We start from the raw sequence: 26986 nt of genomic DNA on the forward strand, positions 1-26986 counted from the left end.
GGCGTCCTTTTTGCTATTTATCGGGCTTACTCAGCCGCTTCTGATTTGCGGGAGCGAACTTTAAACAAAATCCAGAACAGCACAACCACCGACAGAATCGAAGGGATAAAGTTAGAGCCAATCGCCGGGTATTCAACGCGAACCACTGAACTATAAAGCAACACACCTAACACAAAACAGGCTGCAGCAAGGCTCGGTAACCCAACCGGCATCGTACGGTTCTGATAGCGCTGATGCAGGCAACAAACCGCCAGCACCAGAGCAATAATAGGAAATATCGAGAACGGAACAACCGAGCTGAACAGCGCGGCAAAAGATCCGTTAATCGACAGACCAGCGATTAACGCCAGCGCCAGCGTACCTCTATCTTGTAACTGTTTCATTGCTCGTTCCTTCACTCTTCGGATAAATGAGCCAGTGCCATTTTTTCTTGTTCCCGGCGATACCAGTAGTAAGCCCCTTTCGAGATCATACGTAGCTGCAACACCAGTCGCTCTTCGAGCTGGCGACGCTGTTCAATATCAACGTCCAGCGCTTCGGCACCTGCACTAAAAACAATCGTGACCATCGCTTCCGCCTGCGCTTCAGTGAAGCTGCGAGGCATGCGATTTTCGAGTTCTAAATAGTCGGCAAGTTCCGCAATAAAGTGCTGAATTTCACGGGCAACCGCGGCACGAAACGCCGCAGACGTGCCTGAACGTTCACGTAACAACAGGCGGAAAGCGTTAGGGTTATTGCCGATAAACTCCATGAACGTTGACACTGAGGTACGGATCACGCTGCCGCCTTTGGCGATGCGCTGCCGCGCCTGCCGCATTAACTGCCGCAGCATCAGGCCACTTTCGTCTACCATTGTAAGACCGAGTTCATCAACATCGCGGAAATGGCGATAAAATGACGTTGGCGCAATACCGGCTTCGCGGGCAACTTCACGCAGGCTCAGGCTGGCAAAGCTTCTTTCGGCGCTTAGCTGGCTAAATGCCGCCTCGACTAAAGAACGCCTGGTTCTCTCTTTTTGTTGCGCTCTTACACCCATCATATTGCCTGAATCCTTCAAACAGAGCTGGAACTATATCAGAGAATCAAGCTACCGCTTTTATAGTGTATTGTGAATGATTGTTTACGGAACATTGACCTGCCCAGGCGGGAAAAAGCACAACGAGAATTGGGGAAATTCCTGGTTGATGTTACCATCGTGTTGCCTTTATGTATAAAAACAGGTAAGCCTTACCATGCCACAAACCTACGATTATGACGCAATAGTGATTGGTTCCGGTCCCGGAGGCGAAGGTGCCGCCATGGGGCTGGTGAAACAAGGAGCCAGGGTAGCGGTGATTGAGCGCTACCACAATGTCGGCGGCGGTTGCACCCATTGGGGCACCATCCCTTCGAAAGCCCTCCGCCACGCCGTCAGCCGCATTATTGAATTCAATCAAAACCCGCTCTACAGCGACCACACTCACCTTCTCCGCTCCTCTTTTGCCGACATCCTGAACCACGCCGACAGCGTGATTAACCAGCAAACCCGCATGCGCCAGGGCTTTTACGAGCGTAACCGCTGCGAGATGCTGCAGGGCGATGCGCACTTTGTGGATGAGCACACTGTCGAGCTTCTGTGCCACGATGGGTCGGTCGAAACCTACACCGCCGAGAAGTTTGTCATTGCCTGCGGTTCTCGCCCTTACCGCCCGCCAGAAGTTGATTTTACCCACCCACGTATCTACGACAGCGACTCAATTCTCAGCCTGCATCACGAACCGCGCCATGTGATCATCTATGGTGCCGGGGTGATCGGCTGTGAGTACGCATCGATCTTCCGCGGGATGAACGTCAAAGTTGATCTGATCAACACTCGCGATCGCCTGCTGGCTTTCCTCGATCAGGAAATGTCGGATTCACTTTCCTATCACTTCTGGAACAGCGGCGTGGTTATTCGCCACAACGAAGAGTTTGAGAAGATTGAAGGCGTGGACGACGGCGTGATTGTTTCTCTGAAGTCCGGCAAAAAAGTGAAGGCGGATTGCCTGCTTTACGCCAACGGACGTACCGGGAATACAGATTCACTGGCGCTGGAAAATATCGGGCTCGAAGCCGACAGCCGTGGACTCATCAAGGTCAACAGCATGTACCAGACCGCGCTGCCGCATATTTACGCGGTGGGCGACGTGATCGGTTATCCAAGCCTGGCTTCAGCAGCCTACGATCAAGGCCGTATCGCCGCTCAGGCGCTGGTGAAAGGGGAAGCCACGGGGCATCTGATCGAAGACATTCCGACCGGCATCTACACCATTCCAGAAATCAGCTCCGTGGGCAAAACGGAACAACAGCTAACCTCGATGAAAGTACCTTACGAAGTGGGCCGGGCGCAGTTTAAACATCTCGCGCGGGCGCAAATCGTGGGTATGAACGTTGGGACGCTGAAAATTCTGTTCCACCGTGAGACGAAAGAAATTCTGGGGATCCACTGCTTTGGCGAGCGCGCGGCCGAAATCATTCACATCGGCCAGGCGATTATGGAGCAGAAAGGTGGCGGTAACACCATTGAGTACTTCGTTAACACCACCTTTAACTACCCAACAATGGCGGAAGCCTATCGGGTAGCGGCGCTTAACGGCTTAAATCGCCTGTTTTAGCGCTGAGTCGAAATGGCCATCCATCTGCGTACGGATGGCCTCTGCCAGCTGCTCATAGCGGCTGCGCAGCGGTGATCCCGGACGATAAACCAGGCCGACGGTACGACGCGGTTCTGGTTTATAACACGGCAGATAAACTACGCCGTCTCGCTGGCGTTCATGCGGCACAGCCAGGGCTGGCAAAAGCGTGATGCCACTTCCTGCAGCCACCATGTTACGCAGCGTCTCTAAGCTTGTTGCCCGGAAATGGGTATCTTCATCCGCACCCGCTTCAAAGCAAAAGCCCATAGCCTGATCGCGCAGGCAGTGCCCGTCTTCCAGCATCAGCAGCTTTTCACCGGCCAGATCGGACATCGGCACGCGGTCACGGTTCGCCCACGGGTGATCCTGATAAACCGCCAGCACCATCGGCTCATCAAACAGCGGCACCTCGATAAACGCTTCGCTCTCTTTTACCAGCGCCAGAATGGCACAGTCCAGCTTGCCGCTGTCGAGCTGCGCCAGCAGTTGATGGGTCTGGGCTTCATGCAGATACATTTCCAGCTTAGGGAAAGTCTGATGCAGCATAGGAATAATTTGCGGCAGCAGGTAAGGCCCCACGGTTGGGATCAGGCCAATATGCAGCGGGCCGGACATGGCTTCGCCCTGCTGGCTTGCCATCTCTTTCAGTACTTTGACTTCACGCAGCACCGTCCGCGCCTGATCCACCAGCAGCAACCCCGCCTGGGTGAACAGCACTTTACGGCTGGTACGCTCCAGCAGCATAACGCCCAGTTCATCTTCCAGCTTGCGAATCTGGCCGCTCAGGGTCGGCTGGCTAACGTGACAGGCATCCGCTGCCCGACGAAAATGGCGGTGCTCGGCCAGCGCCACCAGGTATTCAAGATCTCGAATATTCATTCTCTATCCTCCTGCGCCACGATAGTTCATGGCGATAGATAGCATAGCAACGAACGATTATCCCTATCAAGCAATGTTGGTGAATAATAGCCAGCAACAGCAAGGCGCATCGCTCTGACTTACCCCAGAACGACGCGCGGCTGCAGAGACTCTCTGTTCTCTGAACCTGACGAATTATTAAAGCCAACGTGAACTTTTAGCGGACAGTATGTCCGCTTTTTTTTGTTCAAATTTCGAGGGGATTAGACCAGGCGCTGTTTCGCGTCGGCGATAGCCTGAGCAACCTGCTTAGGTGAAACACCGCCTTTCGCGGCGCGCTTGTCGAGGCAGGATTGCAACGACAGAATCGGATAAACATCGTCGCCAATAACCGCGCTGAATTTCTGCAGGTCGGCCAGGGTTAAGGCTTCCAGCGCTTTACCTTGTTTAATTGCTTCCACGACAGCCTCGCCGACAATGTGGTGAGCTTCACGGAACGGCACGCCTTTAGCAACAAGGTAATCCGCCAGCTCGGTGGCGTTGGCATAGCCTTGCTCAGCGGCTTCCTGGCAGCGAGGACGTTTAACCTGAATGCCGTCCAGCACCAGCACGGACATATGCAGACAATCAAGCCAGGTATCGAGGGCGTCGAACAGGCCTTCTTTGTCTTCCTGCATATCTTTGTTATACGCCAGCGGCAGGCCTTTGAGGGTCATCATCATGCCGGTCAGGGCGCCCTGCACGCGGCCGCACTTGCCGCGGATCAGCTCCAGCGCATCCGGGTTTTTCTTCTGCGGCATCAGGGAGGAACCAGAAGTCACGCGATCGGACAGCTCAACAAAACCGGCCTCCCCGGTGTTGAAGAAGATCAGATCTTCTGCAAAACGGGACAGGTGAACCATGCCGATAGAAGCGTTGGACAGCAGTTCCAGCACATGATCGCGGTCAGAAACGCTGTCGAGGCTATTGCGGGTCGCGGAAGCAAAACCTAACCAGCCGGCAAGCTGTTCGCGGTCAATTTCATAGGCGGTGCCTGCCAGCGCGCCGCTGCCCAGCGGGCTGACGTCCAGGCGCTGCAGAGTGCTTTGTAAACGGCTTTCATCGCGCGCCAGCATCTCGAAGTACGCCAGGCACCAGTGAGCAAAAGTGACCGGCTGCGCGCGCTGCAGGTGTGTATAACCCGGCATCACCGCATCCTGATTGGCTTCGGCTGTTTCAATTAATGCTTGCTGTACCTGGCGGGTGGCAGCCAGCAGCTCGCTGATTTGCATTTTGCACCACAGCTTCAGGTCGGTGGCGACCTGATCGTTGCGGCTACGGCCAGTGTGGAGTTTTTTACCCAGCGCACCGACTTTATCGATCAGCTTGCCTTCCACCCAGCTGTGAATATCTTCCGCGTCGCTTTCCAGAATAGCCTGCGGGTTAACCTGCACTTCTTCCAGCAAGACTTTCAGGGCCTGCTCAAGCTGCTGTTGCTCAGCTTCAGTCAGCACGCCCACGGTGACCAACGCTTTGGACCAGGCGACAGAACCTACGATGTCTTGCTCAGCCAGGCGATAGTCAAAGCGTAAAGAGTCATTGAATTGCTTAAACCGTTGATCGGCTGCCTGAGTAAAACGCCCACCCCAAAGTGCCATAGTCATGCTCCATTCATCATATTGATATTCGTTTGCCCCTCACGCATTCCCGGCCTGGGAACACGTGAGGGTAAAAAATTACTTCTTAAGTTCGTTCAGCGCACGGATACGGGAAGAGAGCGAGAACAGACGGATAAAGCCGCCCGCGTGGCTGTGATCGTAAACTTCATCTTCGCCAAAGGTCGCAAACTCTTCGCTGTAGAGGCTGTTCGGGGATTTTTTCTGAATCGCCGTCACCTGGCCTTTATACAGCTGCAGCACAACTTCGCCGTTCACTTCTTCCGCCAGCGACTCGGCAGATGCCTGCAGAGATTTACGCAGAGGTGCAAACCAGCGGCCATCGTACACAACGTAGGACATTTCGAGACCCAACTGCTCACGCCATTTGAAAGAGTCACGATCCAGCACCAGCTGCTCAACGCCACGCAGAGCAGCCATCATAATGGTGCCCCCTGGGGTTTCATAGCAACCACGAGACTTAATACCCACCAGACGGTTTTCAACGATATCGATACGGCCAATACCGTGCCTGGCCCCGATAGCGTTCAGGGTTTCCAGACACTTGAATGGGCTCATCGCTTCGCCGTTCACGGCCACAACCTTGCCCTGCTTAACGGTCACAGTGACCTGTTCAGCCTGATCCGGCGCTTCCTGCGGGTCAACGGTCCACACCCAACAGTCTTTGTTCGGGGCATTCCACGGGCTTTCCAGCACGCCGCCTTCGGTAGAAATGTGCCAGGCGTTTTCGTCACGGCTGTAGATTTTTTCCAGTGAGGCAGTCGTCGGGATATCACGCTCTTTCAGGTAATCGAGCAGCGCTTCACGGGAACGCAGGTTCCACTCACGCCACGGGGCAACAACCTTCAGATGCGGAGCCAGCGCGGCCCAGGTAGATTCAAAACGCACCTGGTCGTTACCTTTACCGGTCGCACCGTGGCACAGCGCATCTGCGCCCACTTTATTCGCCACATCCACCAGCGCTTTAGCGATCAGCGGACGCGCCATAGAAGTGCCGAGCAGATAGCTTCCTTCGTACAGCGCCCCGGTCTGCAGCACAGGGTAAACATAGTCGCTGATAAACTCTTCACGCGCATCGACCACGTAGCACTCAGAAGCCCCGGAGCGCAGCGCTTTCTGCTCAACGCCTTTCAGATCTTCACGATCCTGACCGATATCCACCACGCAGGCGACCACTTCGCAGCCGCCGTAGTTCTCTTTCAGCCATGGAATGATGGCTGAAGTGTCGAGGCCGCCAGAGTATGCGAGAACGATTTTTTTGATGCCGTGATTTTGCATTGTCTTGTCCTTGTTAAAACTATTCTTTGTCTATGCCAGAATCCGGGTGCCGATAGCCACACCGTTGAATAAAGAGGGTAGCTGATCCGCGTGGCGCCATGAGGCAATATCCACCGGGCGTCCCAGGGTACGGGCCGCATCCAGCGCCGCGTTCACTTTCACAATCATGCCGTCGGTGATAATGCCTTGCTCAATCAGCTGTTCGGCTTTGGCCGCCGTCATCTCAGCGATGCGCTGACCTTTACCGTCCAGGATACCGCTCACGTCGGACAACAGAATCAAATCCGCGCCGAGCGTTGCGGCCAGCGCCGTTGCCGCCTGATCCGCATTGACGTTCATCAGCTCGCCTTCAGCGGTCACACCGATGGAGCTAACAATCGGCAGGAAGCCGTTTTCCAGCAGCGTATTAATCAGTTTTGGCGAACCCGGTTTAGCCAGGCCGACGTGACCAAGCGCTTCGTCAAGCTGAGTCACCGTAACGCTATCCCCGTCACCGAGGCTCAAGCCAACGCCGTTAATGCCATGCTTCTTCGCCCAGGCCAGCAGCGTCTTGTTGGCCGTGCCCGCCAGCGCACCGGTAATAATGTCAATCTGGTCGGCAGGCGTCACACGCAGGCCGTTTTTCTTTTGTACCGGCAGCGCCAGCTTCTTCATCAGCTCATCCACCAGGCAACCGCCGCCGTGAACAATCACCAGAGGACGCTGATGGGACTGGCGATAGTTCACCAGCGCGGTAAACAGGCGCTCCAACGCCTCTTCGCTATCCAGCAGCACGCCGCCCAATTTGATAATTAAAGGATTCATCATTTCACCCGACCGACGGTTAAATAAGGGACTGCGTTTCGGCGAAGCCGAAACGAATATTAAGACACTGTACTGCCTGCGCCGCGGCACCTTTCAGCAGGTTATCCTCGGTGGCAACAACAATCAGGTGCTCATCCTGCACGGCAAAGCCGATGTCGCAGAACGGCAGGCCAACCACATTTTTCAGCGCCGGAACGCCTTTTTCGTACAGGCGAACCAGCGGCTTGTCGCCGTAGGCCTGGGTAAACGTCTCCGCGATCTGCTGCTGCGTAACGCCAGCTTTCAGGCGACAGGTAATCGTCGCCAAAATGCCACGCGGGAAATTGCCGAGGTGCGGGGTGAAAATCACCGACGCGCCAAGATGGGTAGCGATTTCTGGTTGATGGCGATGATTAAACACGCCGTAAGGCTGCAGGCTAACTTCGCAGAAGCTGTTGGAAATCGCGGCCTTGCGCCCGGCACCGCTGACGCCGCTGGTAGCGTTGATCACCGGCCACTGGTTCAAATCCAGCAGATCGGCATCAATCAGCGGCTTCAGCGCCAGCTGAGACGCCGTCGGATAGCAGCCCGGCACGGCAATTAAATTGCTCTCTTTGAGCGCAGCACCCTGCCATTCGGCCAGGCCATAAACCGCTTTTTCCAGCAGCTCAGGATGCTGATGGGTAAAACCGTAATAACGTTCATAGAACGCCGGGTCGTTAACGCGGAACGCGCCTGAGAGATCGATCACCACGCAGCCTGCCGCCAGGAACTGCGGAGCCAGATCGTGGCTGACTTCGTGGGCGGTGGCGAGGAACACCACATCCACACCCTCGCTGAACTCGCTGATGTCGGACATCGCCTGCAGCGGCAGATCAACAATGCCCTTTAACTGCGGATGCAAATCAGATATCAATTTTCCTGCATCTGAACTTTGCGCTGAAACCGTCAAAGCGGTTATGTTCATATCAGGATGGCGATTCAAATAGCTTACAAGCTCTGCGCCTGCATAACCGCTTGCACCCACAATCAGCGTATTCAACATCTGGGTCGTTCACCTTGTCTTTTCGGTCTGCTCAGAGTGCCAGCCTGACGCTTTCACCCACGTCCGTTAGCGTGGTTTTTTATTCACCGGAACGCTTAACTGTTCCTTTACGCTCAACGTTATTGTATTTTTATTCACAATTAATGCATGAATATTGATACTATCCTAACCTAAGGCCTGTCAACAGTGAAGATGAAATTACCGCCTTTTATCGAGATCTACCGCGCTCTGATCGCGACACCTTCCATCAGCGCCACCGACAGCGCGCTGGATCAAAGCAATGAGTCTTTAATCAATTTACTGGCGGGCTGGTTCCGCGACCTCGGTTTTAACGTCGAAATTCAGCCTGTGCCAGGCACTCGCAATAAATTCAATATGCTGGCGAGCAGCGGCCAGGGCGCTGGCGGCCTGTTACTGGCAGGGCACACCGATACTGTGCCGTTCGACGATGGCCGCTGGACGCGGGACCCGTTTACCCTGACCGAGCACGACAACAAGCTTTACGGCCTGGGTACCGCCGACATGAAAGGGTTCTTCGCGTTCATTCTGGATGCCCTGCGCGACGTGGATGTGACAACCCTGAAAAAGCCGCTCTACATATTGGCCACCGCCGATGAAGAGACCACCATGGCAGGTGCACGCTATTTCGCTGAAACAACCTCGCTTCGCCCGGACTGTGCGATCATCGGTGAACCGACATCGCTACAGCCGGTACGTGCGCACAAAGGACACTTGTCTAACGCCATTCGTATTCTGGGGCAGTCCGGCCACTCGAGCGATCCGGCGCGCGGCGTTAACGCCATTGAACTGATGCATGATGCCATCGGCCACATTCTCACGCTGCGCAATACGCTGAAAGATCGCTATCACCATGACGCCTTCACCGTGCCGTATCCAACCCTCAACTTAGGGCACATTAACGGCGGCGACGCGGCAAACCGCATTTGTGCATGTTGCGAACTTCACATGGATATTCGCCCGCTGCCGGGTATGACATTAAACGATCTGAACGGTTTACTGACCGAAGCATTAGAACCGGTAAGCCAGCGCTGGCCTGGTCGCCTGACGGTCTCTGAACTTCATCCGCCGATCCCAGGCTACGAATGCCCGCCGGACCACCAGCTCGTGCAGGTCGTTGAGAAACTGCTCGGCGCGCAAACGGAAGTGGTGAACTACTGCACCGAAGCACCGTTTATCCAGACCGTATGCCCAACGCTGGTGCTTGGTCCTGGCTCCATCAACCAGGCTCACCAGCCGGATGAATACATCGATACCCGCTTCATCAAGCCAACCCGGGAGTTAATTACTCAGGTAGTGCATCATTTTTGTTGGCATTAATTAATCGCGGTAAAAGGGGGTTTTCCCCCCTTTTTAATCTGGAATAATCAGTATTCCTATAAGAAATGCTTATATGCGAAGTTGGTAATTAAATTTCATAAATTCGCGTCATTTCCTCGTTTGCTGAAACGATTTCGTAGCAATTGACGAATGGTTTATGACGTGGCTTTATAAAAGGCGGTGTTGAACCTTCACGGGTGAAATTAAGTTACATAATAGATTGGGCTGGAGTCATATGAACGAACGCTATTCTGCTTTGCGAAGTAATGTCAGCATGCTCGGAAAACTGCTCGGAGATACCATCAAAGATGCGCTGGGAGAAAATATCCTCGACCGCGTAGAAACGATCCGTAAGTTATCCAAGTCCTCCCGCGCCGGTAATGAAGCCAATCGTCAGGAGCTGCTGAGCACGCTGCAGAACCTCTCAAATGATGAACTGCTCCCCGTCGCCCGCGCCTTTAGCCAGTTTCTTAATCTTGCCAACACCGCAGAGCAGTACCACAGCATCTCCGCGACGGGCGAAGCGGCCAGCAACCCAGAAGTCATCGCTAAAACGCTGCAAAAACTGAAAAGTCAGCCGGGCATCAGCGAAGCAGACATTCGGGCAGCCGTTGAGTCTCTCTCTCTGGAGCTGGTGCTCACCGCTCACCCTACCGAGATCACTCGCCGTACCCTGATTCATAAACTGGTCGAAGTGAACAGCTGTCTGAAGCAGCTCGACCACAGCGATCTCGCCGACTACGAGCGCAACCAAATCATGCGCCGCCTGCGTCAGCTGGTTGCTCAGGCATGGCATACCGACGAAATTCGTAAGCATCGCCCTTCCCCGGTCGACGAAGCCAAATGGGGCTTCGCGGTGGTAGAAAACAGTCTGTGGGAAGGGGTGCCAAACTACCTGCGTGAGCTTAACGAACAGCTCGAAGAGAATCTGAATTACAAACTGCCGGTGGACTTCGTCCCGGTACGCTTTACCTCCTGGATGGGCGGCGACCGCGACGGCAACCCGAACGTAACGTCCGAAATCACCCGTCACGTCCTGCTTCTCAGCCGCTGGAAAGCCACCGACCTGTTCCTGCGCGATATCGCGGTCCTGGTTTCCGAGCTGTCGATGGTGGAGTGCACGGCGGAGCTTAGCGAACTGGCAGGGCCGGATGCGGGCCAGGAACCTTACCGCCACATCATGAAAGGCCTGCGCCAGCAGTTGCTCTCCACCCAGGCCTGGCTTGAAGCCCGCCTGAAAGGCCAGCGTCTGCCGAAGCCGGAAGGTCTGCTCATTCAAAACGAGCAGCTTTGGGATCCGCTCTACGCCTGTTATCAATCCCTGCAGGCCTGCGGCATGGGCATCATCGCTAACGGGCAGTTGCTGGACACCCTGCGCCGCGTGAAATGCTTCGGCGTGCCGCTGGTACGCATTGATATTCGCCAGGAAAGCACGCGCCACAGCGAAGCGCTGGGCGAAATGACCCGCTATCTTGGCATCGGCGACTACGAAAGCTGGTCAGAGGCTGATAAACAAGCCTTCCTGATCCGCGAACTGAACTCCAAGCGCCCTCTGCTGCCTCGCCAGTGGGAGCCAAGCGCTGACACTCAGGAAGTGCTGGAAACCTGCAAAGTGGTAGCCGAAGCGCCACGCGGTTCCATTGCTGCCTACGTTATTTCGATGGCCAAGACGCCGTCAGACGTGCTGGCCGTTCACCTGCTGCTGAAAGAAGCGGGCTGTACCTTCGCCCTGCCGGTTGCGCCACTGTTTGAAACCCTCGACGACCTGAATAACGCCGACGACGTCATGACCCAGTTGCTGAATATCGACTGGTACCGTGGCTTTATCCAGGGCAAACAGATGGTGATGATTGGCTATTCCGACTCGGCGAAAGATGCTGGCGTGATGGCCGCATCCTGGGCGCAATATGAAGCGCAAGATGCGCTGATCAAAACCTGTGAGAAAGCCGGTATCGCCCTGACGTTATTCCACGGGCGCGGCGGCTCCATTGGCCGTGGCGGTGCGCCAGCGCACGCAGCTCTGCTTTCTCAGCCACCAGGCAGCCTGAAAGGTGGCCTGCGCGTCACCGAGCAAGGTGAGATGATTCGCTTTAAATACGGCCTGCCAGAAATCACCATCAGCAGCCTGTCGCTCTACACCAGCGCGATCCTTGAAGCTAACCTGCTGCCGCCGCCAGAGCCGAAGAAAGAGTGGATTCAGATCATGAACTCACTTTCTGCGACGTCCTGCGAGATGTATCGCGGCTATATTCGCGAGAACACAGACTTCGTGCCGTATTTCCGTTCCGCCACGCCGGAGCTGGAATTGGGCAAACTGCCGTTGGGCTCTCGCCCAGCTAAACGTCGTCCAAACGGCGGGGTAGAATCTTTACGTGCGATCCCGTGGATCTTCGCCTGGACCCAAAACCGCCTGATGCTGCCGGCCTGGCTGGGCGCAGGCGCGGCGCTGCAAAAGGTCGTGGAAGAAGGCAAGCAAAGCGAGCTGGAAACAATGTGCCGCGACTGGCCGTTCTTCTCCACTCGCCTTGGCATGCTGGAGATGGTGTTTGCCAAAGCCGACCTTTGGCTGGCGGAATACTACGATCAGCGCCTGGTGAAGCCAGAGCTGTGGAAACTGGGCAAACAACTACGTGACCAGCTGGAAGCCGACATCAAAGTCGTGCTGGATATCGCCAACGACTCACACCTGATGGAAGATTTACCGTGGATTGCCGAGTCGATTACCCTGCGTAATATCTATACCGATCCGCTGAACGTCCTGCAGGCCGAACTGCTGCACCGCTCGCGCCAATCGGAAGAGAAAGGCGAAGCGCCTGATGCCCGCGTAGAGCAAGCCCTGATGGTCACCATCGCCGGGGTTGCCGCCGGGATGCGTAATACCGGCTAAGATTTTTTAGCTTTGTCATTTCCCCCGCAAACGCGGGGGTTTTTATTTCTAACTAGTGAAAACGCTCATCGCCACTCAACGTACTTAACACGTTTATTGCCCCCGCCATCTTCAACAAATAAACAACAAAAAACCAAAAGCATTGGCCGTATAAATATCCCCGGAACAAGCCTGAAATTACGCTGTCATTATTCCGACACATTTTCTATATTGTGCGCAAAAGTCATCCAGCAATGGGTGACTTTTTTCGTGAGTACAAGCCACCGTAGCGTTCATAACTAAGGCTTACTTAAGGTTTTCTCATTACGGTTAATGATAATTTAATAGCACAGGCAAGAGTATGCACTTCACATTGAAACAGTCTGAACGTAAGTTCAGCATTAAAGCCCTTGGATGGGTTTTACTCTACTTTTGGTATTTTTCCTCGGTTTTGCAGATTGCCATCTTAACAACAGGCTACAGCGGTACAACAGGGCTGCGTGACTCCTTACTGTTTAGCTCTCTGTGGTTTATTCCTGTATTTCTGTTTCCACAGCGTACGCGCATTATTGCCGCCTTTATTGGCGTTATCCTTTGGGCAGCCTCAATCGCCGCCCTGGGTTACTACGTTGTCTACGGGCAGGAGTTCTCGCAAAGCGTTCTGTTTGTGATGTTCGAAACAAACGCCAGCGAGGCCAGCGAATACCTGAGTCAGTATTTCAGCCTGAAGCTGCTGCTCATTGCGGTTGCCTATACGCTGGGTGCCATCTTTCTTTGGACCCGTCTGCGCCCGGTTTATATTCCAAACCCGTGGCGCTGGTTGGTTTCCTTCGCCATCCTGTTCGGCCTGGTGCTCAATCCGGTGGGTAAAGAGTGGCTTATCAACAAACGCAGCCTTGGCGAATCCTTCTCCAGTATTTCTTATCGCCTTGAGCCTGCGGCCCCCTGGCAGTTTATCGTCGCCTATACCGAATATCGCCAGCAGTTGGACAGCCTGAATAACCTGCTAACGTCCAACAATGCGCTGCCGCCGTTGGCTAACCTGAAAGACGCCTCCGGTAATGCGCCGCGCACTTTGGTACTGGTTATTGGTGAGTCAACGCAGCGTGGCCGCATGAGCCTGTACGGCTACCACCGCCAGACAACGCCAGAGCTGGATGAGTTGCATAAAACTGACCCGCAAATGACGGTGTTTAACGACGTCGTCACTTCACGTCCTTACACCATTGAAATTCTGCAGCAGGCGCTGACGTTTGCAGACGAGAAAGATCCGGATCTCTACCTGACTAAGCCTTCGCTGATGAACCTGATGAAGCAGGCCGGGTACAAAACCTTCTGGATCACTAACCAGCAGACCATGACCGAACGCAACACCATGCTGGCCGTATTCTCAAAGCAGACTGACAAACAATATTATATGAACCAGCAGCGTACCCAGAGCGCGCGCGAATACGACACGAACGTCCTCGCGCCGTTTAAAGAGGTTCTGGCCGACCCTGCACCGAAAAAATTCATTATTGTGCACCTGCTCGGCACGCATATTCGGTATGACTTCCGCTACCCGGAAAACTGGAACAAGTTTGATGGTAAAACGGACGATTTACCGGCTGGATTAACCAAAGATCAGCAAGAATCCTACAACAGTTACGATAACGCCAACCTGTTTAACGACCACGTGGTTTCCACGCTGATCAAAGACTACAAGGCCAGCGATCCTAACGGCTTCCTGCTCTATTTCTCTGACCACGGGGAAGAGGTTTACGACACACCGCCGCATCAGACCCAGGGGCGTAACGAAAACAAACCTACGCGTCATATGTACACCATCCCGTTCATCGTCTGGACGTCACCGACCTGGCAGCAGGCCCACCCGCGTGACTTCTCGGGAGATATAAACCGCAAATACAGCAGCTCAGAACTGATTCATACCTGGTCTGATTTAGCCGGTTTAAGCTATGACGGCTACGACGCAACACGGGCCATCACCAGCCCGCAGTTTGTCGAAGCGACCCGCTGGATTGGTAACCCGTATGATAAAAATGCGCTGCGGGATTACGATGCGCTGCCTTACGGCGATAGCGGCAGTAATCAGTAACGCTTTTAGCCCGTAAAGTAAAAAGCCCCGCTCACAGTTGAACGGGGCTTTTTTAATGTGAAATCAATGTCTACAGCTTGGGTCGAACGCCTAAAGTGTGGCAGATCGCATAGCTCATTTCCGCCCGGTTAAGCGTGTAGAAGTGGAAATCCTTCACGCCTTCCCGGCTCAGGATTTTCACCATATCCATGGCAATGTTCGCGCCCACCAACTGGCGGGTTTCGGCATCGTTATCCAGGCCTTCAAACATTTGTGCCATCCACGACGGAATACGCACGTTAGTCATATCGGCAAATTTCTTCGCCTGCCGGAAGTTTGAGACAGGCAGAATACCCGGGATTATCTCGACATCAATGCCTGTGGCCGCGCAGCGATCGCGGAAGCGAAGATAGCTTTCAACATCAAAGAAGAATTGAGTAATCGCGCGGTTAGCACCGGCTTCAATTTTACGGCGCAGGCTGAGTAAATCCGCCTGGGCGCTTTTGGCTTCGGGATGGACTTCCGGATAGGCCGCAACGGAAATATCAAAGTCGCCGACTTCCTTGAGCAGCCTCACCAGGTCAGAAGCATACATATCCGGCTTACCGCTGCCAGGCGGTAGATCACCACGCAATGCAACGATATGGCGGATGCCGTTGTTCCAGTAGTCCTGCGCAATCGCCTGCAGTTCATCTCGCGTTGCATCGACACAGGTCAGATGCGGGGCTGCTTCAAGGCCGGTACGCTCTTTGATGCCTTTGATGATGCTGTGGGTACGGTCACGCTCGCCGGAGTTCGCCCCGTAGGTCACGGAAACAAACGTTGGCTTCAGGATGCTTAGCCTGTCGATAGACTTCCACAGGGTTTGTTCCATTTCACTGCTGCGCGGCGGGAAAAACTCAAAGGAAACATGAATATGCCCGGCCACTTCGGCCAGACTCTGGTTCAGCGCTTCCCGCTGATTCGCGTGAAAAAAGCTCATACCCTTACCTCGTCAATCGCATCGTTATCGTGTGGTGGCGTTTTATTGCTATCCAGACGTTTAGACGTCCAGATAGAAAGATGACCGAAAAGGCGAAAGTCGTCAATGAAAATGTCACCACAAAATGTGGAGGAATTCTCACATAAGATGAATTTTTTTCAGGAGAAACGGAGAAAGGGACATGCAGGAAAACGCACTCTCTTCCAAAGAAAGAGAGTGCGGGAAAGAAACTACAGCAGTTGTGCCAGGCGGTTCAGATCGGACTGAATGGCCCCGGCGGTAACATCGCGCCCGGCGCCAGGCCCGCGGATCACCAGCGGGTTGTCACGGTACCAGCGGCTTTCAATCGCGAAGACGTTGTCACACGGCAGCAGAGCGGCAAGCGGATGCTCTGCCCGCACGGCTTCAACCCCCACGCGAGCCTTGCCGTTCGCATCAAACCGGGCCACATAACGCAGCACCAGCCCCATCTCCTGGGCCGCCTCGAGCCGCTGCAGCATTTGCTCGTTCAGCTCATCACCGTTTTCAAAGAAATGGTCAATGGAGCCGCCTTCACAACCTGCGGGCACCAGAGATTCCACACGGACCTGATCCGGCTCGATGTCATAACCCGCCTCACGGGCCAGGATCACCAGCTTACGCATGACGTCTTTACCGGACAGGTCCACGCGCGGATCTGGCTCGGTTAGCCCCTGCTGCCAGGCCTGATCAACCAGTTCAGTAAACGGCACTGTGCCGTCAAACTGCAGGAACAGCCATGAAAGCGTCCCCGAGAAAATACCGCTGATAGCCAGAATAGCATCGCCGCTGTCACGCAGGTCGCGAACCGTATGGTTAACCGGCAGCCCTGCGCCCACCGTGGCGTTATACAGCCAGTGCCTGCCCGTTTTCTCAAACGCATCACGAATCTGGCGATACTTCTGGCCGTTCCCTGCGCCGGCAAGCTTATTGGCGCTGATCACATGGAAGCCATGGCTGGCGAAGTCCAGGTATTGATCGGCGAGCTGCTCGCTGGCGGTCACGTCCAGTACCACTAAATCATCATACGGATGAGCCCGCATCCACAGGAACAGCGACTCTTCGTCCTGCTGAACAGCCTCATCATTGAAGAAGGCCAACGCGCGACTGGCATCCAGACCGTCGTAATTCAGCAAGCTACGGCTGCTGTCCACCACGCCAGCCAGCACAAATTCAAACCCGGTACGGGCAGAGAGAATTTCCTGTTCGCGGGCAAACAGCTCAAGCCAGCGGGAACCGATGTTGCCTTTGCCGAACAGCATCAGACCAATACGCTTCTCAGCACGAAACAGCGACTTGTGTAGCCCCTGAATCAGGCTTTCCGTTGGGCCTACGCGCAGCACGGCCACCAGGCTAATGCCGTCTTCCGACTGCCAGATAAACTCCACGGGATGATCTTTCAACTGCTGCCAGAAACGGTGGCTATGCAGCGGGTTACGGCAAACGCCGGCCCCGACCATTGCCACCAGCGCCAGGCCTTCACGCAGACGAAGCTCGCCCTGCAGGCTGGCATTCTGGAGAAGTTGCAGCACGCTGTTGGCGACTTCCGAGGTGTAGCAGAGCTGCAGTAAATTACGATCGGGATGCACGCCAATCGACAGTGGACGCACCTGACCGCGCTTGAGGATCATATCCAGCTCTTTTTGCGCCAGCTTGAAATCCTGATGCGACGGCACCTGATATTCGATCAGGCAAACATCGTCGTGACTGGTGACAATCCGGGCACCCGTGCCGGACGCCAGAACGCGCTCAATACGGGTCGAACCTTGCTCTGGCGAATAGCTGCAGCGCAGTTGCAGGTCGATATCGCTGCCGGATACGGGCTGTAATGTACGAGCGTGTAGCACCGGCGCGGCAAGACGAGCCAGCTCGCTGGCTTCATCCAGACGTAGCAGAGGCAACAGGCAGGCATCTTTAACTTTACGCGGATCCGCGCTGTAAACCCCGGCCACGTCGCTCCAGATAGTTACGCGTGAAACGCCAGCCAGCGCGCCAATCTGCGTCGCTGAATAGTCAGAACCGTTACGCCCCAGCAGCACAGTTTCACCCGCTTCATTGCTGCAGATAAAACCGGTCACAACCAGGCGTTTATTCGGGTGCTGGGCAAGCAAGTTTTGCAGCAGCGGCCAGGAACGGCCTTCGTCAACCTGTGGCTGGGCCGCGCGTTCAGCACGCATAAAATCGCGGGCGTCCAGCCAGGCGGCTTCAACGCCCTGCTGATTCAGCACCGCAGCCATCAAACGCGCCGACCAGACTTCCCCGTGACCAACAACCTCTGCATAAACGGCATCGGTCATTTTACCGTCCAGCAGAACAGCAAGGCGCTCAAGGTCGTGGATAAACCCGGCAATCAGGCCATCCGCCACTTCCGGCGGCAATAAACCGCTAATAAGGTCGCTCTGATAGCGGCGCAGCGTTTGCTGAACCTGATGCGCGGAAAGCCTGTCGCTCTGGCTCAGCTTAAGCCAGTTAATCAACTGGTTAGTGGTACTGCCGGCGGCCGAAACCACCATCATGTCACCCGGTCTGGAATATTCGGTCATGATACCCGCCACGCGCAGGTAACATTTCACATCGGCAAGACTGCTGCCCCCAAACTTGTGCAGTTGACGAACCGGCGTCCCTGCTGGTGCTGAAACACTCATGCTTACCCCTCGGCAGCGACCCGGAAGGCATTTTCCAGATCGGCAATTAAATCTTCACTATCTTCTATACCTGTTGAAACGCGCAGCAGCGTTTCAGAAATGCCGGCGGCAGCTCGTGCCTCCGGCGCCATGCCCGCATGTGTCATGGTTGCGGCGTGAGAAATCAAGCTTTCCACGCCCCCCAGCGATTCCGCCAGGGTAAACAGCGACAGCGCCCCCAGGAAACGACGCAGCGTTTGCTCGTCACCGTCGAGCTCAAAGCTCAGCATCGCGCCAAACCCTTTTTGCTGACGGGCCGCGATCTCGTGGCCCTGGTTTTCCGGCAGTGAAGGATGATACAGCTTTTTCACCAACGGTTGCTGCTTGAGAAACTCAACAATGGCCTGAGCATTACGTTGAGCCACTTCCATACGTGGCGACAGAGTGCGCAGGCCACGCAACAGCAGGTAGCTGTCAAATGCGCTGCCGGTGACGCCAATGTTATTCGCCCACCATGCCAGTTCGGTGACCGTGGCAGGATCTTTTGCAATAACAACGCCTGCAACCACATCCGAATGGCCGTTGAGGTACTTGGTGCAAGAGTGCAGAACCAGATCGGCCCCCAGCGCCAGCGGGTTTTGCAGTGCCGGGCTCAGGAAGGTGTTATCCACCACGCTAATCGCACCCGCTTCACGCGCTGCGGCACAGATTTTCGCAATATCCACGACGCGCAACAATGGATTACTTGGACTTTCTACCAGTACCAGCTTTGGTTTTTCCGCCAGCGCAGAGTTTAAAGCCTCTTCATCATTCTGATCGACGAATAAAACGCGGTAAGCCCCACGTTTTGCCAGACTATCGAACAGGCGGTAGCTGCCACCATAGCAGTCGTGAGGCGCCACCAGCAGGTCGCCAGGTTTCAGGAATACGGTGGTGACCAGATGAATGGCCGACATGCCGGTATTGGTCATTACTGCCCCAGCCCCGCCTTCCAGCTCCGCTAACGCCCGCTGTACTACGTCGCGCGTTGGGTTACCCCGGCGTGAATAATCATGGGCACGCGGTTCATTAAAGCCGGTAAAGTTATAGGTGCTGGACAGGTGAATAGGTGGAACGACGCAGCCGTATTGCTCGTCATCATTCAAACCGCTACGAACTGCGATGGTTGCCTGTTTACGCGTCATGGTGTGCCCGATCCTTGCTGGTCGAATAAAAGTCAGGCCTCAGAGTAAACAACCGCAGTATAGACGTCAATACATCTGGACATCTAAACCTCTTTGCGTATAGATTGAGCAAAAGGCAAATAGCCGTTAAAATTATGCGTTTTAGAGTGTATATGTCTGAGTTTCACGCTCAGGAAAGGGTTATCCTGTGCTGTACACTAAAAGAGATAATCGTCAACGCCGCGGATTTACCCGGCTTTGGCACGTTTTCATAGATTAAGAGGATTAAGGTATCTCATGGCTGAATGGAGCGGCGAATATATCAGCCCCTACGCTGAGCACGGTAAGAAGAGTGAACAAGTAAAGAAAATTACGGTTTCCATTCCTCTGAAAGTGTTGAAGATCCTCACCGACGAGCGCACGCGTCGCCAGGTGAATAACCTGCGTCATGCGACCAACAGTGAATTGCTGTGTGAAGCTTTTTTGCACGCCTTCACCGGCCAGCCGCTGCCGAACGATGCTGACCTGCGTAAAGAGCGCAGCGATGAAATCCCGGAAGATGCGAAGGTCATTATGCGTGAACTGGGGATCGATCCGGATACGTGGGAATATTAAGATCTGATGTTAAGGCGTCTGCGGGCGCCTTTTCTTATTGCGTTACCGGATAACAGACACAAAAAAGGCGCCTTCAGGCGCCTTTCTCTTTCCAGAGTGCGAAACTTATTTCTTCGCGCCTGGTACGCTGAAGCGCTTGTTGAAGCGATCAACACGGCCGCCGGTAGCAACATCACGCTGTTTACCAGTGTAGAACGGGTGGCACTGACCACATACGTCCAGGTTCAGATCGTGACCTACGGTGGAGCGGATCTTGATAACATTACCGCAAGAGCAGTTTGCAGTAATTTCTTCGTATTTAGGATGGATATCTTTTTTCATGGTAAACCTCGGTAAAGGCCGCGTCGCTCTTCCAGCCCTAACGCCAGACACCACGCGATGTTAATAAATTAGGTTTTTTGATACCAAAACTGCGCATCAAAGGCGGCGAATCATACAGAAATTGCTCACCCGGTGCAAACTGATCCGCAATTTTGCAAGCGCACAGTGTACACTAATACGTCATTTTTTTCAGCCTGGATGCTTTCATGCCCGTAGCCCACGTTGCACTGCCGGTTCCGCTGGCCCGTACCTTCGACTATCTGCTGCCAGAAGGCGTGCAGGTTAGCGCAGGCTGCCGCGTACAGGTGCCGTTTGGCAAGCAACGCGAAGCTGTCGGTATCGTCATGTCGGTCAGCCAGTCGAGCGATCTGCCGCTGGAAAAACTCAAGCCCGTTGGTGAAATTCTCGATGGGCGCTCGCTGTTCACGCCGTCACTCTGGCGCGTGCTGCTGTGGGCTGCGGAGTATTATCATCACCCGATTGGCGAAGTGCTCTTTCACGCTCTGCCAATTCTTCTTCGCCAGGGGAAACCTGCGCACCATGCTCCGCTCTGGTACTGGTTTGCTACGGAAGAAGGAAAAGCCGTTGATCTGAACAGTCTCAAACGTGCGCCTAAACAGCAGCAGGCACTGGCGGCGCTGCGGCACAATATCGTCTGGCGGCATCAAATCGGCGAGCTGGAAATCAGTGAGCCGGGGTTACAGGCGCTGAGAACAAAAGGCCTGTGTGATTTAAAAAGCGCGGCGCCTGCGGAAGAAGACTGGCGGGCAAGCTATGCCGTTGCCGGTGAGCGGCTGAGACTGAATACGGAACAGGCCACCGCCGTGGGGGCTATCCACAGCGAATCTGACCATTTCTCCGCCTGGCTGCTCGCCGGCATCACCGGCTCCGGCAAAACTGAGGTTTACCTCAGTGTGCTTGAAAATGTGCTGGCGCAGGGCAAGCAGGCTTTAGTGCTGGTGCCCGAAATTGGCCTGACTCCGCAAACTATCGCCCGCTTCCGGGAGCGTTTTAACGCGCCGGTTGAAGTCCTGCACTCCGGGCTGAATGACAGTGAAAGGCTCAGCGTGTGGCTAAAAGCACGCAGCGGTGAGGCGGCCATCGTCATTGGTACCCGTTCTTCTCTGTTCACGCCGTTCTGCCGTCTCGGCGTCATCGTCATCGATGAGGAACATGACAGCTCCTATAAACAGCAAGAAGGCTGGCGCTATCACGCTCGCGATTTAGCCGTTTACCGGGCGCATGCCGAAAACATTCCGATCATTCTCGGCTCGGCAACGCCAGCATTAGAAACCCTGCACAATGTTCAGGTGGGAAAATATCGCCAGCTACGCCTGACTAAACGTGCCGGAAACGCTCGCCCGGCTCACCAGCAGGTTGTCGACCTGAAAGGGCAGCAGCTCAAAGCCGGCTTAGCCCCTGCACTGCTCAAAAAGATAGGCGAGCATCTTGCCGCAGATAACCAGGTGATCCTTTTCCTTAACCGCCGCGGCTTCGCTCCTGCCCTGCTCTGCCACGAATGCGGCTGGATTGCGGAATGCGCACGGTGCGATCATTACTACACGCTGCACCAGGGCCAGCGCCATCTGCGTTGCCACCATTGCGACAGCCAGCGCGCGATCCCGCAGCAGTGCCCGCAGTGCGGCTCCACGCATCTGGTTCCGGTGGGAATGGGGACCGAACAGCTTGAACACAGCCTTGAGCCGCTGTTCCCGAACGTACCGATTTCCCGCATCGACCGCGATACCACCAGCCGCAAAGGCGCACTGGAACAGCAACTGGCCGAAGTGCACCGGGGCGGCGCGAGAATTCTTATCGGCACACAAATGCTGGCTAAAGGGCACCACTTCCCTGATGTCACGCTGGTCGCCTTACTCGACGTAGACGGCGCGCTTTTCTCCGCAGATTTCCGTGCCGCCGAACGCTTTGCCCAGCTCTACGTCCAGGTTTCTGGTCGAGCGGGGCGAGCCGGTAAGCAAGGTGAAGTCCTGCTGCAAACGCACCATCCTGAACACCCTTTGCTGCAAACCCTGCTGACCAAAGGCTACGATGCGTTTTCCAGCCAGGCATTGAGCGAGCGCCAAACGGTATTTTTGCCGCCGTACACCAGCCATGTATTGATTCGGGCCGAAGATCAGAACAACCACCAGGCCCCGCTATTTTTGCAGCAATTGCGTAATCTGCTGGAGGCCAGCCCGCTGCGCGATGAGCAGCTCTGGATCATGGGGCCAGTTCCCTCGCTGCAGCCCAAACGCGGCGGGCGTTTTCGCTGGCAAATCTTGTTGCAGCATCCATCGCGCGGGCGCCTGCAAAAACTGGTCAGCCATTCACTCACGCTGATCAACACGCTCCCCGAAGCCCGGAAAGTGAAATGGATGCTGGATGTTGACCCTATCGACGGGTAGCACAATCGGGCTGGTTATGCGAAGCCGATCGAAAAATCTAATACTCATCACATTTCTTGTGAAAAATTTGTAACCGCTTACAGCCAACTTCTGCTAAGAATGTGATGACTGTCAGACACACAGGAGTGTTGACGATAGCGGCGTGCATGTGAGGAGAAGAAGTGAAGCCGAAGAAACCGGTGGTGAATGCCACCATGAAAGATGTCGCCGTGCAGGCAAAAGTGTCTACTGCAACGGTATCCCGCGCCTTAATGAACCCGGACAAAGTTTCACAAAGTACCCGTAATCGCGTGGAACAGGCGGCGATTGAAGTGGGGTATTTGCCTCATTCTCTGGGGCGTAACATCAAACGCAGCGAATCACGCACTATTCTGGTCATCGTGCCGGATATCTGCGATCCGTTTTTCAGCGAAATCATTCGCGGTATTGAAGTTACCGCAGCTTCACACGGCTATCTCGTGCTGATTGGCGATTGCGCCCACCAAAATCAGCAGGAAAAAACTTTCATCGACCTGATCATCACCAAACAAATTGATGGCATGCTGCTGCTGGGCTCACGCCTGCCGTTTGACGCCAGCAAAGAAGAGCAACGCAATCTGCCGCCGATGGTCATGGCCAATGAGTTTGCCCCTGAGCTGGAACTGCCCACGGTGCATATCGACAATCTGACCGCCGCCTTTAACGCCGTTTACTATCTGCAAGAGCTCGGGCATCAGCGCATTGCCTGTATTGCCGGGCCTGAAGAAATGCCGCTTTGCCATTATCGCTTACAGGGATACGTTCAGGCGCTTCGCCGCAACGGCATCGTCGTCGATCCTCACTATATTGCGCGCGGTGATTTTACCTATGAAGCAGGCGCCGCAGCGCTGGCACAGCTTATTGCCCTGCCCGAACCCCCAACCGCCATTTTCTGCCATAGCGACGTGATGGCGCTAGGGGCGCTTTCTCAGGCAAAGCGCAGCGGGCTTAACGTCCCGGAAGATCTATCGATTATGGGCTTCGACGATATTGCCCTGTCGCAGTTCTGTGACCCGCCCCTCACCACCGTCGCACAACCCCGTTTCGATATTGGTAAGGAAGCTATGCTGCTATTGCTGGACAACATGAACGGCCAAAACGTTAACAGCGGCTCACGCCTGCTGGACTGCGATCTTATTGAGCGAGGCAGCACTGCCGCGCCCGGCAGCAGAAATTGAGCCGTTTTTAAGACTGCATAAACTGGTCAAAGCCCCGCCCCTTAAGTAACATGGCGGACTGATAAACGAATAAAGACAGCGAAACGATAGTGGCACAACGAGATTATGTAAGCCGCGGGCAATCGGCAGGGACGCGGCGCAAAAAAAGTACACCCCGCAAAAAGCAACGTAGTCTGCCCTCCGTCTCTCCAACGATGGTTGCCATTGCGGCCGCAGTCGTGGTGGCCTTTGTCGGCGCTCTTTACTTTATTACTCACCATAAGAAAGAAGAGATTGACACGCTCCCTGGCCACAAAGTGACCGGCAATGGCTTGCCGCCAAAACCGGAAGAGCGCTGGCGTTACATTAAAGAGCTGGAAAACCGCCAGCCGGGCGTACGTGCGCCTACCGAACCGACAGCCGGCGGCGAAGTCATGAACCAAAGCCAGCTAACCAACGAACAGCGCCAGTTGCTGGAGCAAATGCAGGCGGATATGCGCCAGCAGCCTACGCAGCTGAATGAAGTGCCCTGGAATGAGCAAACCCCTGCCCAGCGCCAGCAAACGCTGCAGCGCCAGAAACAGATTGTGCAGCAAACTCAGCCTGTGCAACAGCAGCAGTGGAACACGCAGACGCTGCAACCTCGCGTTCAGCAGCGTGTAGCGGAACAGCCATACCAGCAGCCGCGTAACACGCAACAAACCGCGCAGCCTTATCAGCAGCCAAAAACTGTGCCGCAGCAACAGCCGAAAACCTCTACGGCAAATAATCAGCAGCCGTATCAGGATCTGCTGCAAACGCCACCGCACAGCCAGCAAAAAGCGCCACAGCAAACCAAACCGGTTCAGCGTGAAGCTCAGCCTGCACCAATTACGCGTGAGCCAGAAGTGGCTAAGCAGGCTCCTGCTGCTCAGGAGAAAAAAGATGAAAAACGCTGGATGGTGCAGTGTGGTTCATTTAAAGGCAGCGAGCAGGCGGAAACCGTTCGTGCTCAGCTGGCGTTTGAAGGCTTTGACTCCCGCATTACCACCAATAACGGCTGGAACCGCGTCGTTATTGGGCCAATCAAAGGTAAAGACAATGCCGATGGCACCATCAATCGGCTGAAGATGGCTGGACATACCAGCTGTATTCGTCTTGCCGCCGGGGGTTGAAACCCCAAAATTGCCCCCCATTTATAATGGCATTAGGCCCTGCGCACCGCGCAGGGCTCCTGTTTAGCTGATGCAAAAGGGGTCCGATCGTGACAACAATAGTAAGTGTACGTCGTAACGGCCATGTGGTTATTGCCGGCGATGGCCAGGCCACGCTGGGTAATACCGTCATGAAAGGTAACGTCAAAAAAGTACGTCGCCTGTACAACGATAAAGTGATCGCGGGTTTTGCCGGCGGTACTGCGGATGCCTTCACGCTGTTCGAACTGTTTGAGCGCAAGCTGGAAATGCATCAGGGTCACCTGGTGAAAGCCGCCGTTGAGCTGGCGAAAGACTGGCGTACCGACCGCATGCTGCGCAAGCTTGAAGCGCTGCTGGCCGTGGCCGACGAAAGCGCGTCGCTGATCATCACCGGTAACGGGGACGTCATCCAGCCTGAAAACGATCTGATTGCCATTGGCTCCGGCGGCCCGTACGCCCAGGCCGCAGCCCGCGCCCTTCTGGAAAATACCGAAATGGGCGCGCGCGATATCGCTGTGAAAGCGTTGGATATTGCAGGTGATATCTGCGTTTATACCAACCACTTCCATACCATCGAAGAATTACCGTCTAAAGCGTAAGGATCTCCCATGTCTGAAATGACCCCACGCGAAATTGTTAGCGAGCTGAATAAACACATTATCGGCCAGGACAACGCTAAGCGCTCCGTCGCTATCGCCTTACGTAACCGCTGGCGCCGTATGCAGCTTGATGAAGAGCTGCGCCATGAAGTTACCCCTAAAAACATTCTGATGATCGGCCCAACCGGCGTGGGTAAAACCGAAATTGCCCGCCGCCTGGCAAAACTGGCCAACGCGCCGTTCATCAAAGTTGAAGCGACCAAATTCACCGAAGTCGGCTATGTGGGCAAAGAAGTGGACTCCATTATCCGCGATCTGACCGATGCCGCAGTCAAAATGGTGCGCATGCAGTCTATCGAGAAGAACCGCTACCGCGCTGAAGAAATGGCCGAAGAGCGTATTCTCGACGTGCTGATCCCACCGGCGAAGAACAACTGGGGTCAGGCGGAAGCCCAGCAGGAGCCATCGGCTGCTCGCCAGTCGTTCCGCAAGAAACTGCGCGAAGGCCAACTGGATGATAAAGAGATCGAAATCGATCTCGCCGCTGCACCGATGGGCGTAGAAATCATGGCACCTCCTGGCATGGAAGAGATGACCAGCCAGCTGCAGTCCATGTTCCAGAACCTGGGCGGCCAGAAGCAAAAGCCACGCAAGCTGAAAATCAAAGATGCGATGAAGCTGCTGGTGGAAGAAGAAGCGGCGAAGCTGGTGAACCCGGAAGAGCTGAAGCAGGACGCCATCGACGCAGTTGAGCAGCACGGGATCGTGTTTATCGACGAAATCGACAAAATTTGTAAGCGTGGCGGCAACAGCTCCGGCCCGGATGTGTCCCGCGAAGGCGTACAGCGTGACCTGCTGCCGCTGGTAGAAGGCTGCACCGTATCCACCAAGCACGGCATGGTAAAAACTGACCACATCCTGTTTATCGCTTCCGGCGCGTTCCAGGTTGCGAGCCCGTCAGACCTGATTCCTGAGCTGCAGGGGCGTTTGCCTATCCGCGTTGAGCTGCAGGCGCTGACCGTAGACGATTTCGAGCGCATCCTGACCGAACCTAACGCCTCCGTGACCGTACAGTACAAAGCGCTGATGGCAACCGAAGGCGTGAACATCGACTTTACCGAGGACGGTATTCGTCGTATTGCTCAGGCTGCCTGGCAGGTAAACGAATCTACCGAAAACATCGGGGCGCGTCGCCTTCACACCGTGCTTGAACGTCTGATGGAAGATATCTCCTATGACGCCAGCGAGTTAGATGGTCAGTCCATCCTGATCGATGCCGAATACGTCGGTAAACATCTGGATGAGCTGGTTGCAGATGAAGACCTGAGCCGTTTTATCCTATAATCCGGCTAACGCAT

General features: G+C 55.0%; 21 protein-coding genes. 10 read left to right on the forward strand and 11 right to left on the reverse strand.

All coding sequences use genetic code 11. From position 1 onward, the window contains the following. Positions 1-26: 26 nt before the first annotated feature. Entirely contained in the window at positions 27-383 is a 357-nt protein-coding gene (locus ACREYP_RS21695; RefSeq protein ID WP_008457577.1) for a YijD family membrane protein, read from the reverse strand. A gap of 11 nt (positions 384-394) precedes the next feature. Further along, the gene (gene fabR / locus ACREYP_RS21700) at positions 395-1036 is read right to left on the reverse strand and encodes an HTH-type transcriptional repressor FabR (RefSeq protein WP_039289193.1); all 642 of its coding nucleotides are present in this window, start codon (positions 1034-1036) and stop codon (positions 395-397) included. Positions 1037-1232: 196 nt separating this feature from the next. On the opposite strand from fabR, the gene sthA reads away from it, so the two are divergent. Then, positions 1233-2633: a Si-specific NAD(P)(+) transhydrogenase gene (sthA, locus tag ACREYP_RS21705; RefSeq protein WP_008457573.1), complete on the forward strand. Its 1401-nt coding sequence runs from the start codon at positions 1233-1235 to the stop codon at positions 2631-2633. Here sthA and oxyR read toward each other — a convergent pair. The 5 genes from oxyR to argC all read right to left on the reverse strand — a co-directional run bounded on the left by oxyR (position 2616) and on the right by argC (position 8273). Continuing rightward, positions 2616-3533, reverse strand: coding sequence for a DNA-binding transcriptional regulator OxyR (gene oxyR / locus ACREYP_RS21710; RefSeq protein ID WP_008457571.1), 918 nt, complete (start codon positions 3531-3533; stop codon positions 2616-2618). The two genes, sthA and oxyR, sit on opposite strands and share 18 nt — an antisense overlap. Positions 3534-3775: 242 nt before the next feature. Beyond that, positions 3776-5149, reverse strand: a complete 1374-nt coding sequence (gene argH / locus ACREYP_RS21715; RefSeq protein ID WP_498881044.1) for an argininosuccinate lyase — start codon at positions 5147-5149, stop codon at positions 3776-3778. A 78-nt stretch (positions 5150-5227) separates the two neighbouring features. Next, positions 5228-6445 (reverse strand): argininosuccinate synthase, encoded by a 1218-nt coding sequence (locus tag ACREYP_RS21720; protein ID WP_008457567.1) that lies wholly within the window; start codon positions 6443-6445, stop codon positions 5228-5230. Positions 6446-6475: 30 nt separating this feature from the next. After that, a complete protein-coding gene (argB, locus tag ACREYP_RS21725; protein WP_166868990.1) occupies positions 6476-7252 on the reverse strand; it encodes an acetylglutamate kinase in 777 nt (258 codons plus the stop codon). A 16-nt stretch (positions 7253-7268) separates the two neighbouring features. Then, positions 7269-8273, reverse strand: coding sequence for an N-acetyl-gamma-glutamyl-phosphate reductase (gene argC / locus ACREYP_RS21730; protein ID WP_008457564.1), 1005 nt, complete (start codon positions 8271-8273; stop codon positions 7269-7271). A 186-nt stretch (positions 8274-8459) separates the two neighbouring features. Between argC and argE the strand changes: the two genes are divergently transcribed. The 3 genes from argE to ACREYP_RS21745 all read left to right on the forward strand — a co-directional run bounded on the left by argE (position 8460) and on the right by ACREYP_RS21745 (position 14572). Next, a complete protein-coding gene (argE, locus tag ACREYP_RS21735) occupies positions 8460-9611 on the forward strand; it encodes an acetylornithine deacetylase (protein WP_034808745.1) in 1152 nt (383 codons plus the stop codon). A gap of 235 nt (positions 9612-9846) precedes the next feature. Beyond that, on the forward strand, positions 9847-12498 hold the full coding sequence (ppc, locus tag ACREYP_RS21740; protein WP_166879269.1) for a phosphoenolpyruvate carboxylase: 2652 nt from the start codon (positions 9847-9849) through the stop codon (positions 12496-12498). A 340-nt stretch (positions 12499-12838) separates the two neighbouring features. Next, positions 12839-14572 (forward strand): phosphoethanolamine transferase CptA, encoded by a 1734-nt coding sequence (locus ACREYP_RS21745; RefSeq protein ID WP_008457558.1) that lies wholly within the window; start codon positions 12839-12841, stop codon positions 14570-14572. 70 nt (positions 14573-14642) lie between these two features. Here ACREYP_RS21745 and metF read toward each other — a convergent pair whose 3' ends face one another. The 3 genes from metF to metB all read right to left on the reverse strand — a co-directional run bounded on the left by metF (position 14643) and on the right by metB (position 19359). After that, positions 14643-15533, reverse strand: a complete 891-nt coding sequence (metF, locus tag ACREYP_RS21750) for a methylenetetrahydrofolate reductase (protein WP_336819362.1) — start codon at positions 15531-15533, stop codon at positions 14643-14645. 230 nt (positions 15534-15763) lie between these two features. Continuing rightward, positions 15764-18196, reverse strand: coding sequence for a bifunctional aspartate kinase/homoserine dehydrogenase II (locus ACREYP_RS21755; RefSeq protein WP_008457555.1), 2433 nt, complete (start codon positions 18194-18196; stop codon positions 15764-15766). Between the two features lie 2 nt (positions 18197-18198). Next, positions 18199-19359: a cystathionine gamma-synthase gene (gene metB / locus ACREYP_RS21760; RefSeq protein ID WP_039289182.1), complete on the reverse strand. Its 1161-nt coding sequence runs from the start codon at positions 19357-19359 to the stop codon at positions 18199-18201. A 276-nt stretch (positions 19360-19635) separates the two neighbouring features. On the opposite strand from metB, the gene metJ reads away from it, so the two are divergent. Beyond that, entirely contained in the window at positions 19636-19953 is a 318-nt protein-coding gene (metJ, locus tag ACREYP_RS21765; RefSeq protein WP_008457553.1) for a met regulon transcriptional regulator MetJ, read from the forward strand. A gap of 105 nt (positions 19954-20058) precedes the next feature. Here the strand turns inward: metJ and rpmE are convergent, their stop codons facing one another. Continuing rightward, a complete protein-coding gene (gene rpmE, locus ACREYP_RS21770; protein WP_008457552.1) occupies positions 20059-20274 on the reverse strand; it encodes a 50S ribosomal protein L31 in 216 nt (71 codons plus the stop codon). A 206-nt stretch (positions 20275-20480) separates the two neighbouring features. Between rpmE and priA the strand changes: the two genes are divergently transcribed. The 5 genes from priA to hslU all read left to right on the forward strand — a co-directional run bounded on the left by priA (position 20481) and on the right by hslU (position 26972). After that, positions 20481-22679 (forward strand): primosomal protein N', encoded by a 2199-nt coding sequence (gene priA, locus ACREYP_RS21775; RefSeq protein ID WP_336819363.1) that lies wholly within the window; start codon positions 20481-20483, stop codon positions 22677-22679. A gap of 161 nt (positions 22680-22840) precedes the next feature. Continuing rightward, complete coding sequence (gene cytR / locus ACREYP_RS21780) at positions 22841-23875, forward strand: DNA-binding transcriptional regulator CytR (protein ID WP_336819364.1); 1035 nt, start codon at positions 22841-22843, stop codon at positions 23873-23875. An 89-nt stretch (positions 23876-23964) separates the two neighbouring features. Next, positions 23965-25008: a cell division protein FtsN gene (gene ftsN, locus ACREYP_RS21785; protein ID WP_336819365.1), complete on the forward strand. Its 1044-nt coding sequence runs from the start codon at positions 23965-23967 to the stop codon at positions 25006-25008. 89 nt (positions 25009-25097) lie between these two features. After that, positions 25098-25628 carry an ATP-dependent protease subunit HslV gene (gene hslV, locus ACREYP_RS21790; RefSeq protein ID WP_008457544.1) on the forward strand — a complete coding sequence of 177 codons (531 nt, stop codon included), beginning with the start codon at positions 25098-25100 and terminating at the stop codon, positions 25626-25628. Positions 25629-25637: 9 nt separating this feature from the next. Then, positions 25638-26972 (forward strand): ATP-dependent protease ATPase subunit HslU, encoded by a 1335-nt coding sequence (gene hslU / locus ACREYP_RS21795; RefSeq protein WP_008457542.1) that lies wholly within the window; start codon positions 25638-25640, stop codon positions 26970-26972. Positions 26973-26986 lie beyond the last annotated feature (14 nt).

This window comes from Enterobacter sp. TMH.L2 (assembly GCF_050847315.1).
GTDB lineage: Bacteria > Pseudomonadota > Gammaproteobacteria > Enterobacterales > Enterobacteriaceae > Cedecea.